The sequence below is a fragment of the Enterococcus sp. AAFC-DPL-5182 genome (genome assembly GCF_058216605.1).
In genome coordinates this window covers 1,359,983-1,373,160 of the sequence record NZ_CM177101.1, presented here as the reverse complement: position 1 = coordinate 1,373,160, position 13,178 = coordinate 1,359,983, and the positions used below count along the sequence as shown (strand labels likewise).

Genomic DNA, 13,178 nt, shown 5'->3' with positions numbered 1-13,178 from the left:
AACCACCATCTTTTCTTGTCCTTTAGGATTTGACTTTCCTTCGGTAACATCATCTGACTATATCGAATTCAGTCTAAATAAGGATGTAAATAACCTAAAAAAAATCGTCAAAAACCTCCTAAGTAAATATTTTTTAAACAAGTTCTATTAATTTGGCTCAGTTGCACCCCTTTGAACACTACACTTTTATGTATATAAAAAAGAACCTTGGATTATCAAGGTTCTTAATTTAGTACCTACATCATGCCGCCCATTCCCATTGAAGGGTCCATTGGAGGCATTGCAGCACCTGCTGGTTCTGGTTTATCTGCAACGACTGCTTCTGTTGTCAATAACAATGCAGCAACCGATGCCGCATTTTGTAATGCTGAACGAGTAACTTTTGTTGGGTCAACGATTCCTGCTTCCACCATGTTTACCCATTCGCCATTAGCCGCATTAAAGCCGATACCTAACTCGATATTTTTTAATTTATCTACGATTACTGAGCCTTCGTATCCAGCGTTTTCAGCAATTTGACGGATTGGTTCTTCTAAAGCACGAACAACGATTTTCACACCAGTTGCAACATCGCCTTCTGCTTCTAAAGCAGTGACTTTGCCGATAACATTCACTAGTGCAGTACCGCCACCAGAAACCATTCCTTCTTCAACAGCTGCACGAGTTGCGTTTAATGCATCTTCAATACGTAGTTTTAATTCTTTTAATTCTGTTTCAGTTGCAGCTCCAACTTTGACAACGGCAACTCCGCCAGCTAATTTTGCTAAACGTTCCTGTAGTTTTTCACGGTCAAAATCAGATGTTGTTTCTGCAATTTGGTTTTTGATCAATTGAACACGAGCATCGATCGCAGCTTTTTCTCCTGCGCCTTCAACGATGGTTGTATTGTCTTTATCTACAACAACTTTGCTTGCATTCCCAAGGTTTTCGATTGTCGTATCTTTTAATTCAAGTCCTAAATCGTCAGTGATCACAGTACCGCCAGTTAAAATAGCGATATCTTCAAGCATTGCTTTACGACGATCACCAAAGCCTGGTGCTTTAACTGCTACTACGTTAAATGTTCCACGAATTTTGTTCAATACTAATGTTGGTAAGGCTTCTCCATCAACATCATCCGCAATGATCAATAGTGGACGGCTTTGTTGTAAAATTTGTTCTAATAAAGGCAAGATATCTTGGATGTTTGAGATTTTTTTATCCGTGATCAAGATATATGGATTTTCTAACGCCGCTTCCATCTTATCATTATCTGTCACCATGTATTGTGATAAATAACCGCGGTCAAATTGCATTCCTTCAACTACATCAAGTTCTGTTTCGATACCTTTTGATTCTTCGATTGTGATGACACCATCATTGCCGACTTTTTCCATTGCATCAGCAATCAATTGTCCAACACGGTCAGAACCAGAAGAAACAGCTGCAACTTGAGCAATTGCTTCTTTAGAATCAACAACAGTTGAAATATTGTGTAATTCTTCAACAGCAGCTTTTGTAGCTAATTCGATCCCACGGCGAATTCCTAATGGATTAGCACCAGCGGTAACGTTTTTCAATCCTTCACGAACGATTGCTTGTGTCAAGACTGTCGCAGTTGTTGTACCATCACCTGCGATATCATTTGTTTTTGAAGCAACTTCAGAAACTAATTTCGCGCCCATATTTTCAAAGTGATCTTCTAATTCGATCTCTTTAGCAATCGTTACACCATCATTTGTGATCAATGGTGAACCAAAAGATTTTTCTAAAACAACGTTACGACCTTTAGGACCTAATGTTACTTTTACTGTATCCGCTAAAATATCTACTCCACGAAGCATTGCTGCACGTGCATCTTCTGCAAATTTAATTTCTTTTGCCATAATTCCTTCACCTCAAAATTTTATTTTTTCTATTTAAAATGCTTGATTACGTTAAACAATAATTATTCGACGATTGCAATGATGTCTTTGCCTGAAACGATCAGATAGTCGTTTCCTTCATATTTCACTTCTGTTCCTGAATATTTTTCAAACATTACTGTGTCGCCTTCTTTAACATCGGCAGGAACTTTTGTACCGTTTTCTAATACACGGCCTTCACCTACTGCGATAACTTTTCCTGTTTGAGGCTTTTCCTGAGCAGCAGATGCTAAGACGATGCCTCCTACTGTTTTTTCTTCTTCTTTCGCGACTTCAATAACGACGCGATCGCTTAATGGTTTTAACACAATAAATCCCTCCATAAAAAATATTTTCCTTTATTAGCACTCTTCATAACCGAGTGCTAACTCACACTATTTATAATACTCATTTCCCTTTCGTTTTGCAAGTCTTTTGACTAATTTTATAAAATAATTCTTTCATCATTTTTGAGTAACTCCCAGTTTTTGACAAGTTAAAAAAATCAGTATATTTCGTCCCATTGAACTTAAATAGCTCAATTTCTTCGCTATTCTTCATTTCGTGGTAAAATAAAAACAGAAAGAGAGGCGATTGAAATGAAACAACGGATCACTGGAGCTTTAACGATAACTGGACTTTATTTAATTATTGCGAATGTTGGTAATTTCTTCTTTGGGGTAAACCGACGTTTTGACTGGACAACTACTTTATGGGAAGCGGCCTTTTTCTTCGTATTTATCTTTCTACTACTAGGGTATCGAAATAATCATAAGAAATAATCATCTGCTAAAACAGTGGTTAGCTATGGTATACTTTTTGTATTCTGTAACTTTCGAAAGGAGTTTTGTTTTTATATGCCAAGAAATATGTCTATGAAGAACTTGAGTATTGCAACGATTTTACTGTATGGACTTGTGTTTTTTTCTCCATTTATTTTCAGACCATTTTCACCAGATATCATAATCGGAGGTACAACCTTCACTTATATTTTTGGTGCGAGCTTGATGATCTGGCTTTATTTCAAAAATAGAAGTTCTGCTACGACAATCGTTGAACAAGAAGCCAAACTAACTTCTCCAGTCTTCACTGCATTACTAGGTTTCAGCGGTATTTTAATCGCTATGATCATTCAAGCAGTTGTCTTTAGTATCGAAACAGCAATCACTGGGGCTAAACCTAGTTCAGAAAACACTCAAAATATTATTGCAATTATTCTGACTAATCCTCTGTTCATTTTAGCAACAACTATCGGTGGCCCTATTATGGAAGAATTTGTTTTCCGCCGTTCTTTGATTGGTTTGACAGAAAAATATACTGGCTTTTGGATTGCAGCAATCATTAGCTCTTCCTTATTTTCTGTTATCCATCAAGATGGCCATTTCTTTGTTTATTTTTTCATGGGTTTCTTTTTTGCCTATCTTTATAAAATAACTGGAAAAATCTGGACGTCGATCATTGCCCATTGCGGAATGAATACGCTGGTTGTGATCGCTCAGCTTGTTTTACACTATGGAAATATAGAACTACCTAAATAAACAATAGTACGAACAGAAAAAAAACCTGAGATCGCACTTTTAATAAAAGGTGAAATCTCAGGTTTTTCAAACTATTCTTTTTCTTCTTCAACATCCGTGTCGATTAATTCACTGTCATGGTGTAAGAAGTAAATCAACGTTTGTAATTCATTCGTCAAATCTACATTTTGAATCAACACATCAGGTGGTGCAACTAAACGAGCAGCGGTAAAGTTCAAAATCCCTTTCACTCCTGCATCCGCTAGCTGACTCACAACTTCTTGCGCTTTTCTAGCTGGCAAAGTCAAAATCGCTACTTCGATTTGCTGTACCCGAATTTGTTCCATCATATCACTCATTGGATAAACCGGAATCCCGTCGACAATTCTACCAACAATGTCGTCGTTAACATCAAATGCGCAACTCACTCGAATACTGTTGCTTTGATGGAATTTATATTTCAATAAGGCACTTCCTAAGTTACCCACACCAATCAAAGCTACATTCGTAAGCTCATCATCATTCAATGTTTTTGCAAAGAAGTTCATTAGATTCTCTACATCATATCCGTAACCACGTTTACCTAATTCGCCAAAATAAGAAAAATCTCGTCGAATCGTCGCGCTATCTACTTGCACTGCATCACTGAGCTCAGTAGATGACACTTTATTTTTTCCTGCATCATGCAAGATTCTCAAATAACGATAATATAGGGGAAGGCGTCGTGCCGTTGCTTTTGGAATAATTTGGTCTTTCACAATCGTACCTCCAATACTCTAAATATAGACAAATATCCACCTCTCATAATATCAGTTGTTCTAGATAAAAAGCAATCTAACAGCTCAGGAAAAGAAATATTTTTCAAACTTTCTTGAATTGTCCTAGAAAAATTTGTGCTCTTACTGTAGGATAGGTGCTTTTTCCAACCAATTTATGCTACACTAAAGGCATTGAAATAGAAATGAGGATGCCCCATGATTTTACTCCAAGCAAACCAAATCGCCCGTTATTTCGGCGCTGATACTTTGTTTGAAAACATACAAATGGAGATCAGCACAAATAGCCGGATCGCATTAGTCGGCCGCAACGGCGCTGGTAAATCTACTCTTTTAAAAATAATCGCTGGTATTGATGCACCTGATGCTGGTACGATTGCTAAAAATAAAACGGCAAGTCTAGGGTACTTAGCTCAAGATACTGGACTTGATTCTGATAAAACAGTTTGGGATGAAATGCTTGAAGCCTTTGTTGACGTGATCACAATGGAAAAACGAATGCGTGAACTAGAATTGATCATTAGTGAACTGTTGCCAGATGCGACAAATTATGAATCGGTCATGAAAGAATATGATCGATTGCAACACGAATTTTCAGAAAAAAATGGCTACGGTTATGAAAATGAGATCCGTTCTGTCTTGCACGGATTTGGATTTCAAGAAGAATTTTATTCTAAACATATCAGCACATTATCTGGTGGTCAAAAAACCCGTTTAGCTTTAGCTCGCATGTTGCTGCAAAAACCGGATATTTTAATTCTCGATGAGCCAACGAACCATTTAGATATTGACACTCTTTCATGGCTGGAAAATTACTTACCTAGCTATTCTGGTGCCCTTTTAATTGTCTCACATGACCGCTACTTTTTAGATAAAGTTGTTACTGAAGTCTATGAAATCAGTCGTCATAAAATGCGTTATTACAAAGGAAACTACTCTAAATACCTAGAATTAAAAGCAGAACAATTAACCAGTGAGTGGAAAGCGTATGAAAAACAACAGACTGAGATCAACAAGCTGGAAGATTTTGTTGCCCGAAATTTAGTTAGAGCATCAACCACAAAGCGTGCTCAAAGTCGTAGAAAAACACTGGAAAAAATGGAACGTTTAGATCGTCCTCAAGGGGATGAAAAATCTGCGAATTTCCTATTTGCTATCGAAAAAACTTCTGGAAATGTTGTTTTACAAGTAGAAGATGCTGCTATCGGATACGATGCTCGTATTTTATCTGAACCTGTATCTTTAGATGTTCGTAGACAAGAAGCCATTGCCCTTGTTGGACCGAATGGAATCGGTAAATCAACCCTACTAAAATCGATTATCGGAAGTATTCCTTTCATTAAAGGGAGCGCAACACTAGGTACGAATGTTCAAATCGGCTACTATGACCAAGAACAAGCGAACCTTCATGGAACGAAGACTGTTTTAGCTGAGCTTTGGGATGAACACCCCACGACTCCTGAAAAAGACATTCGCAATGTTTTAGGTAGCTTCTTATTTAGTGGAAACGATGTGGAAAAAACGATCCCTCTCTTAAGTGGTGGTGAAAAAGCCCGTGTCGCTTTGGCAAAATTATCGATGGACAAAGAAAACTTCTTAATTTTAGATGAGCCGACCAACCATTTAGATATCGATAATAAAGAAGTCTTAGAAAATGCTTTGATCGATTATGAAGGAACGCTATTATTTGTTTCACATGACCGTTATTTCATCAATCGAATTGCAACGAAAGTCATTGAACTTTCCGAAACTGGCAGTAAATTGTATTTAGGCGATTACGATTACTACTTGGAAAAGAAAAAAGAAGAAGAAGAACTCGCTGCACTATTGGCTGAACAATCCACTATTAAACAAGCCGAAACTGTAAAACCTAAAAATGAGTTTTATCAAAATAAAGAACAACAAAAAATACTCCGTAATCTAAATCGAAAAATTACACAAATCGAAGAAAACTTAGCAACTTTAGACACAACGATCGCCCAATTAGAACAATCAATGACCGATCCAGCACTTGTTGATGATCACGTAAAATTGATGTCATTAAATGAAGAGCTAGAATCGCAAAGAACACAACAAGAACAATTACTATCTGACTGGGAAAATCTTAGTTTAGAACTTGAAGAATTAGAAGATAAATAACTGATGAAAGGCGGTCAAACATGACTTCAAAACGTATGAATGTGACGAAACCAAAGTATCAGCAGATTGCTGTAGATGTCGCCGCTAAAATTGCTGATCAAACATTCCCAGTTGGCGATAAGATCCATGCTCGTTCTACTCTAGCTAATAAATATAGTGTTTCTCCTGAAACAGCCCGCAAAGCAATCAGTGTGTTAGTTGATCTTGAAATCGTTCAGGCGAAACACGGCAGCGGATTTTATGTTCATTCAATGGAAAAAGCCAAACTCTTCGTTGAACAATACCAAGATGTTCAATCGATCCACGACCTAAAAGACGATCTGATCGATAGTGTAAAAAAACAAAAAGAAGAGTTGAGCCATTTCTCAGAAATTTTAGATAAGCTTGTTGATCAGACCAAACGTTTTGACTCATTCAATCCGTTAAATCCAGTCACTTTTACATTAACAAACGATGCCGCTCATCTTGAAATGACGATCAGTGAGTTAAATTTATGGCAAAGCACTTCTGCTACTTTGATTGCAATCAAACACGGCGATGAATTGCTTGTCTCTCCTGGTCCCTATGCAAAATTAACTGCTGGCGATACGATTTATTTTGTTGGTCATGAATCCACATTGCAACGGGTCCAAAATTTTTTCTATCCGAATTCATAATACAAGAAGAACAATCGAACGAATATGTTTGACTGTTCTTCTTTTCTATTCTCTCATTCCTATGCCCCTAATTTGACAAAGTGACTACACGATGTTAACCTAGAATGGTCACTTTTTTTACAGAAAAGAAAATGATTTTCTTTACATGTGAATAAGTTTTAGCACTGTAGCTGATAAAAAGAGCGTTTGTAGCTATTTAGTTTTGTAGGATAACTTCGACTGAACGAGCCTATTATGCTTTTGCTTTGAAACACAATGAATAAAGTGAATTGATGTTGAAAAATACAAGGTGTAGCAAAGCGGAACGTTGTTAGCGTATGTTGTCTAGCTTCGCAGGCTAACTCCGACTGAAAAAAGATAAAATCCGATTGTGGCGAAAAGCGCCACCCTCTGATTTTCCTATTTTTCAGTCGGAGTTGGACGAGCCTGTTATGCTTTTAGTGTTATCTAGCTTCACGAGCTAGTCTCTCGGGAAAAAGATAAAATAAGGTTGTGGCGAAAAAACGCCACCCTCTGATTTTCCTATTTTCCTGTCGAGACTGAACGAGCTCGTTCAGCTTTTAAAATAAGGAGGAATTTTGTTTTGCCCAAAGTAAAAGTTTCGCATTTAACAAAAATATTCGGTAAAAAATCAAAGCAAGCACTGGAAATGATCAAGGAAAACAAAGATAAAACTGAGATCTTGAAAAAAACCGGTGCTACAGTCGGTGTTTACGATGTCAATTTCGAAGTAGAAGAAGGAGAAATCTTCGTGATCATGGGACTTTCTGGTAGTGGTAAATCAACTTTGATTCGTCTATTGAATCGTTTGATCGAACCAACTTCTGGAAATATTTTTATTGATAATCAAGACATTTCAAAATTGGATAAAGAAGGTCTTAGAGAAGTTCGTCGGAATAAGATGAGCATGGTCTTTCAAAATTTTGGCCTCTTCCCACATCGCACGATCTTAGAAAATACAGAGTATGGTTTAGAAGTTCGTGGTGTTCCTAAAGAAGAACGGACTGCAAAAGCAGAACAAGCGTTAGAAAACTCAAGTTTGTTGGCTTTTAAAGATCAGTTTCCTAATCAATTGTCTGGTGGAATGCAACAACGTGTTGGTTTAGCTAGAGCCTTGGCAAATGACCCAGAAATCTTATTGATGGACGAAGCCTTTTCTGCTCTTGATCCGTTGATTCGTCGGGAAATGCAAGATGAGTTAGTTGATTTACAAGAAAACGTGAAAAAGACGATCATCTTTATTACCCATGATTTAAATGAAGCCTTACGCATTGGCGATCGCATCGCTTTAATGAAAGATGGGCAAATCATGCAAATCGGTACTGGTGAAGAAATTTTAACGAATCCTGCCAATGATTACGTTCGTACATTCGTTGAGGATGTTGATCGTTCTAAAGTCCTAACCGCTCAAAATATCATGGTTCCAGCATTAACAACGAATATTGAAATTGATGGTCCAACGGTTGCCTTAACTCGTATGCGTCAAGAAGAAGTTAGTATGCTTTTAGCTGTAGATAAAAAACGTCAACTAAAAGGAGTCGTTAGAGCTGAACGCGCATTAGAAGCTCGTAAAGCTGGTAAGCCTTTAACGGATTATGTGGATACAGATATCACTTCTATCGACAAAGATATGTTAGTCAATGATATCTTCCCGATTATCTATGATTCACCTACGCCAGTTGCTGTAACTGACAACAATAAATTGCTTGGTGTTGTAATTCGAGGCAGTGTTCTTGAAGCATTAGCAGAAACAGAGGTGAACATCAATGAATAATTATCAATTACCTGTAGCAAGTTGGGTCGAAACGATCACAGAATGGATGACGAATACATTTTCTGGTGTTTTCAGTTTCTTCCAATCAACGGGTCAAAGTCTAATGGACGGAATCACTTCGCTATTAGTTGCGATTCCTCCCCTACTATTTATTATTATTTTAACAGCCATTGCATTTTTTATTTCAAATAAGAAAATTGGTTTAAGTTTATTTACACTGATCGGATTACTTTTCATTTATAACCAAAATTTATGGACAGATTTGATGAGTACCGTGACTTTAGTCTTACTTTCTAGTGTGGTATCGATCGTTATTGGTGTACCTCTTGGAATTTTAATGGCAAAAAGTAACAAAGCCCAAAGCATTATCACACCTATTTTAGATTTCATGCAGACGATGCCAGGTTTTGTTTATTTGATTCCTGCCGTTGCATTTTTCGGAATCGGCATGGTTCCTGGGGTATTTGCCTCAGTGATCTTTGCTTTACCACCAACCGTTCGTTTTACCAACCTCGGCATTCGTCAAGTTCCAAAAGAACTTGTTGAAGCGTCAGATTCATTTGGTAGTACAGGTTGGCAAAAATTATTCAAACTTGAGTTACCTTTAGCTAAAAACACGATTATGGCTGGTGTCAATCAAACGACTATGCTAGCACTTTCTATGGTGGTTATCGCATCCATGATCGGAGCTCCTGGTCTTGGCCGCGGCGTTCTTTCTGCCTTACAACGTGCCCAAGTCGGAAATGGTTTCGTTAATGGTGTTGCTTTAGTGATTCTAGCGATCATCATCGATCGTTTTACTCAGAATTTAAACAAGAAAAAAACAGCTCCAACAAAATCTAAACTATCAAAAAATCAAAAAATTGGCGGGATCGTGATTGCTGCTGTGGCAATTATCGCGTTGATTGGCGGCTCTACTCTTTTCTCTTCTGCTAAAAACGAAGAGAAAAACATTTCGCTTTCTTATGTAGAATGGGATACAGAAGTTGCCTCAACTCATGTGGTCGGCGAAGTATTAAAAGATATTGGCTACAATGTCTCACTAACACCATTAGATAATGCTATTATGTGGGAATCAATCTCAAAAGGCGAAACTGATGCAATGGTTGCCGCATGGCTTCCTGGAACGCACGGTGAGCAATACAAACAATACAAAGACAAAGTAGATGATTTAGGTGAAAACCTAAAAGGTGCCAAACTTGGCATCGTTGTTCCACAATATATGGATGTCAATTCAATTGAAGAGTTGAAAGATCAAGCAGGTAAAAAAATCACTGGGATCGAACCTGGTGCAGGCGTTGTGGCTGCAGCTGAGAAAACACAAAAGGCTTATAATAACTTATCAGATTGGTCAGTTGAAACCTCTTCTTCCGGTGCCATGACTGTCGCACTTGGGCAAGCTATCAAAAACAAAGAAGAGATCGTGATCACTGGTTGGTCTCCTCATTGGATGTTTGCGAAATATGATCTTAAATATTTAGAAGATCCAAAAGGCACGATGGGTAAAGAAGAATCTATTCATACAATGGCTAGAAAAGGCTTAGAAAAAGAAAACCCTGAAGCCTACAATATCTTGAAAAATTTCCATTGGACAAAAGAAGATATGGAATCTGTTATGTTAGAAATCAACAATGGAACAGATCCTACACAAGCGGCTAGAAATTGGATCGATAGTCATTCAAAAGAAGTTGCTGAGTGGAAAAAATAATTAAAAGTGCTGACCGTAAAAATTACGGTCAGCACTTTTTTTCAACATCGTTGAGATACTCACCGCTAATTTTACTTTTGACTATCAAGAAATCCTCTTTCTTTTCAACAGAGCAAACGTTATAATCCATAAAAGGAGATGATAAAATGGAATTAAAATTAACACAAACCTTGACTGAAAATAGTTGGTTAGAGTTCAATAGAATGTATATGAAAAAGAAATACAAACATCGAAGATATTTACTTGTAAGTTTATCTATTATTAGTTTTTTCCTGTCTATCAATTCTATTTATTTAATCTGGAAATTCTTCCAACAAGATACATTCAAATTTATGTCCATCAGCTTAGCTGACATACTGCATTATTGTCCGATATTTTTTTATAGTTCATTACTTTTTTTGTTGATAGGCGTAGAATTGCTGATTATCTATTATAAAGAAATTGATTTCAGACTCAAAAAAAGTTTAAAAGACCCCTCAAATAAATCTTTTTTCATCAAAAAGGACTTTATTATTACAGATGAGGCTGTTGAAGTAAGAACCCCATTATCTGTTTCCACTTATGAATGGTCTGTATTCATCCGATGTATTGAAACGAATGATTTTATTGTGCTACAACTAAACTCGATGTCTGTTTTATTCATTCAAAAAAAAGAGTTACAGCAGGAAGAACTTTCTAAATTAAAACAAATAATTTCTGAAAAAATGGCTGATTTATATGAATTTTGGCGCTAGTCAAGTATTAACTGTAAACAAAAAATAACCACCGCTGGGTAGGCGGTGGCAAGGAGTTCTTTTTTACTTGAGGAGTAAAAATGAAAAAGTGTTTTGTTTGGGTTTGTTATTGGGTATATACACATAATAACCCGAAGTTTTGAAGAAACTGTGCCTAAATCATTTAGGTTTTCTATAGAATAGTTAAGAAAAAGTAAATTGGCATCTGGGACAAACAAAAAAGTTAATGATAATGCTGAGTATTTCAACTCGACATCATCATTAACTTATTTTTTTTATTTTGGTGTCACGTAAGCTAAAGTATTTGCTGTGTCTTTATCAATCACTCTAAATGAAACCACACCTAATCCAGCAACATTCATTTCTGAGATTAGAATAGAACCATCATCATACACATGTTCTACAAACGCTACATGTCCATATGTCCCATCAGCTCCTGCAACAGTTGGTTGGAAACTAACGGCCGTTCCTGCTTTAGGTTTGTTAGTAACCTCATAGCCGTTGGCTTTACCTGTTGAACCCCAGTCCATTCCGTTACCCATTGTCGTTTCAACATAGCCGTCTAATTGGACGATACGGTTATAGACATATTGTGTACAGTTTCCTGCAGCATAAGCTTCTGAACCTGAATAGCTCTCACCTGTGTATTCTTTAAAATCACTATCTGGATGGCTGTCTGTAACAATGATTCCACTGGTTGAAGTAGATGGTTTTTCTTTGTCATATTCCGTCAAGTCATATTCTTCGATAAAAGCATTCAGTTTTTGATCATAGCTAGTATCTGTTGCATAAACACCTGTTAACGATTTTGTTGCTTCGCGATAGCTTACGGCATTTGACTTCCATGTACCTGAATAAATTGTTTTATTTGAATCAATGCCTTCTTTCATTAGCTTAGCATAATCCTCAAATGATTCTTTGTATCCAGGATATTTCTTGAAAGCAGCATCGATTGTATACCAGCTACCAGAGCCGTCATCTTCTTGTGTAGAGAAGACGACTTTTTCACCTTTATACTCCCCTTTGATTCCAAAGAGATTATGATAAGGTTGTTGGCTTAAATCACTGTTGCCAGAACCTGTTTCTAAAATGGCTTGGGCAATCATAACAGAAGCATATAAATCATTTTTTTGCCCAACAGCACGCGCTTTTTCACCAATTCGGCGAATGAACGTTTCTGTTGGTTCATTTTTTACAACCTTGATATTTTGATCCAATTGCGCTTCAGTAGGTGCATGATCGACTGTTGGTTGTTGAACAACAGGTTGTTCCGGCACTGTTTCAATTGGTGTGCTTGGTTGCGGTGATACAGGTACTTCCTCATGACTACTTTCTGGAGGTTGTACTTCCTCTGAAGATTCTGTACTGGTATTGGTTGTTTCTGATGTACCAGTTTCTTCTGTTGAAGATGAATCTGTGGGTGTAGTTGTGTCTTCAGTTGAAGAACTTTCGGTTGTTTCCGTCGTTCCTTCTTCGATGTTGTTTGACTCTAACTCTGTTTGTGTCAATTCATTGGCATGACCAATTACTGGCACTAAATTAACACTGAGCAGTACACAAATCATCTGGAGTGATAATAGTTTTTTCTTCATTCATTTTAGTTCCTCTCACATGTTTTGACGATTCAGATATTTTCTCAGTCTTCTAGAACCTATCACTTATTTTTCGGATTGATTCCCTTTGTAAAACAATCAGGCAATCTTGTGGTAATGTGGAAAATCGTTCATAAAGCATTTTGATTATGAAAATATCAAAAATTCCCGATTAAGATCAGGGTTCTTTTCATATCTCTTCATAGACCCACCTGCCCTTTACCTTTAAAAATCGCGTTTAACCTTCTATAAGTTGAATTTATTTTACCATAAGTATAGGTGAAAATCTTGTACTTCACTCAAAATATTGGAAAGTTTCGAAAAAAATTCATGATTCAGGCAAAATATGTTCTATTTTTAACGATTGCTTACACAGTTAGAAAAAACCTCTTAATTGAT

11 protein-coding genes are annotated in these 13,178 nt (G+C 36.9%); 7 read left to right on the top strand and 4 right to left on the bottom strand.

From position 1 onward, the window contains the following. Nucleotides 1-236: 236 nt before the first annotated feature. Both groL and groES read right to left on the bottom strand, forming a co-directional pair. The gene (groL, locus tag AC4BB7_RS06330; RefSeq protein ID WP_490484779.1) at nt 237-1,865 is read right to left on the bottom strand and encodes a chaperonin GroEL; all 1,629 of its coding nucleotides are present in this window, start codon (nt 1,863-1,865) and stop codon (nt 237-239) included. 62 nt (nt 1,866-1,927) lie between these two features. Continuing rightward, complete coding sequence (gene groES / locus AC4BB7_RS06325; protein ID WP_086312420.1) at nt 1,928-2,212, bottom strand: co-chaperone GroES; 285 nt, start codon at nt 2,210-2,212, stop codon at nt 1,928-1,930. Nucleotides 2,213-2,482: 270 nt separating this feature from the next. Between groES and AC4BB7_RS06320 the strand changes: the two genes are divergently transcribed. Both AC4BB7_RS06320 and AC4BB7_RS06315 read left to right on the top strand, forming a co-directional pair. After that, nucleotides 2,483-2,665, top strand: a complete 183-nt coding sequence (locus AC4BB7_RS06320) for a hypothetical protein (RefSeq protein WP_086312418.1) — start codon at nt 2,483-2,485, stop codon at nt 2,663-2,665. Nucleotides 2,666-2,752: 87 nt separating this feature from the next. Continuing rightward, nucleotides 2,753-3,421, top strand: coding sequence for a CPBP family intramembrane glutamic endopeptidase (locus AC4BB7_RS06315; RefSeq protein WP_490485124.1), 669 nt, complete (start codon nt 2,753-2,755; stop codon nt 3,419-3,421). Between the two features lie 71 nt (nt 3,422-3,492). On the opposite strand, the gene AC4BB7_RS06310 is transcribed toward AC4BB7_RS06315, so the two are convergent. Beyond that, nucleotides 3,493-4,158 (bottom strand): redox-sensing transcriptional repressor Rex, encoded by a 666-nt coding sequence (locus AC4BB7_RS06310; RefSeq protein WP_086312414.1) that lies wholly within the window; start codon nt 4,156-4,158, stop codon nt 3,493-3,495. A gap of 216 nt (nt 4,159-4,374) precedes the next feature. Between AC4BB7_RS06310 and AC4BB7_RS06305 the strand changes: the two genes are divergently transcribed. From AC4BB7_RS06305 to AC4BB7_RS06285, 5 genes are all read left to right on the top strand, one after another. Then, nucleotides 4,375-6,315 carry an ABC-F family ATP-binding cassette domain-containing protein gene (locus AC4BB7_RS06305; protein WP_490484778.1) on the top strand — a complete coding sequence of 647 codons (1,941 nt, stop codon included), beginning with the start codon at nt 4,375-4,377 and terminating at the stop codon, nt 6,313-6,315. A gap of 20 nt (nt 6,316-6,335) precedes the next feature. Then, nucleotides 6,336-6,971 (top strand): GntR family transcriptional regulator, encoded by a 636-nt coding sequence (locus AC4BB7_RS06300; protein ID WP_086312410.1) that lies wholly within the window; start codon nt 6,336-6,338, stop codon nt 6,969-6,971. 583 nt (nt 6,972-7,554) lie between these two features. After that, nucleotides 7,555-8,745: a quaternary amine ABC transporter ATP-binding protein gene (locus tag AC4BB7_RS06295; protein WP_490484777.1), complete on the top strand. Its 1,191-nt coding sequence runs from the start codon at nt 7,555-7,557 to the stop codon at nt 8,743-8,745. Next, nucleotides 8,738-10,453 carry an ABC transporter permease/substrate binding protein gene (locus AC4BB7_RS06290; RefSeq protein ID WP_490484776.1) on the top strand — a complete coding sequence of 572 codons (1,716 nt, stop codon included), beginning with the start codon at nt 8,738-8,740 and terminating at the stop codon, nt 10,451-10,453. The genes AC4BB7_RS06295 and AC4BB7_RS06290 overlap by 8 nt, the downstream gene beginning before the upstream one ends. A gap of 146 nt (nt 10,454-10,599) precedes the next feature. Next, a complete protein-coding gene (locus tag AC4BB7_RS06285) occupies nt 10,600-11,187 on the top strand; it encodes a YcxB family protein (protein WP_490484775.1) in 588 nt (195 codons plus the stop codon). Between the two features lie 275 nt (nt 11,188-11,462). Here AC4BB7_RS06285 and AC4BB7_RS06280 read toward each other — a convergent pair whose 3' ends face one another. Beyond that, nucleotides 11,463-12,779, bottom strand: a complete 1,317-nt coding sequence (locus AC4BB7_RS06280) for a glucosaminidase domain-containing protein (protein WP_490484774.1) — start codon at nt 12,777-12,779, stop codon at nt 11,463-11,465. Nucleotides 12,780-13,178 lie beyond the last annotated feature (399 nt).

Bases quoted from the DNA above. Each gene is read 5' to 3' on its own strand.
- groL (WP_490484779.1), bottom strand. From the start codon at position 1,865: ATGGCAAAAGAAATTAAATTTGCAGAAGATGCACGTGCAGCAATGCTT.
- AC4BB7_RS06320 (WP_086312418.1), top strand. From the start codon at position 2,483: ATGAAACAACGGATCACTGGAGCTTTAACGATAACTGGACTTTATTTA.
- AC4BB7_RS06315 (WP_490485124.1), top strand. From the start codon at position 2,753: ATGTCTATGAAGAACTTGAGTATTGCAACGATTTTACTGTATGGACTT.
- AC4BB7_RS06305 (WP_490484778.1), top strand. From the start codon at position 4,375: ATGATTTTACTCCAAGCAAACCAAATCGCCCGTTATTTCGGCGCTGAT.
- AC4BB7_RS06300 (WP_086312410.1), top strand. From the start codon at position 6,336: ATGACTTCAAAACGTATGAATGTGACGAAACCAAAGTATCAGCAGATT.
- AC4BB7_RS06290 (WP_490484776.1), top strand. From the start codon at position 8,738: ATGAATAATTATCAATTACCTGTAGCAAGTTGGGTCGAAACGATCACA.
- AC4BB7_RS06285 (WP_490484775.1), top strand. From the start codon at position 10,600: ATGGAATTAAAATTAACACAAACCTTGACTGAAAATAGTTGGTTAGAG.
- AC4BB7_RS06280 (WP_490484774.1), bottom strand. From the start codon at position 12,779: ATGAAGAAAAAACTATTATCACTCCAGATGATTTGTGTACTGCTCAGT.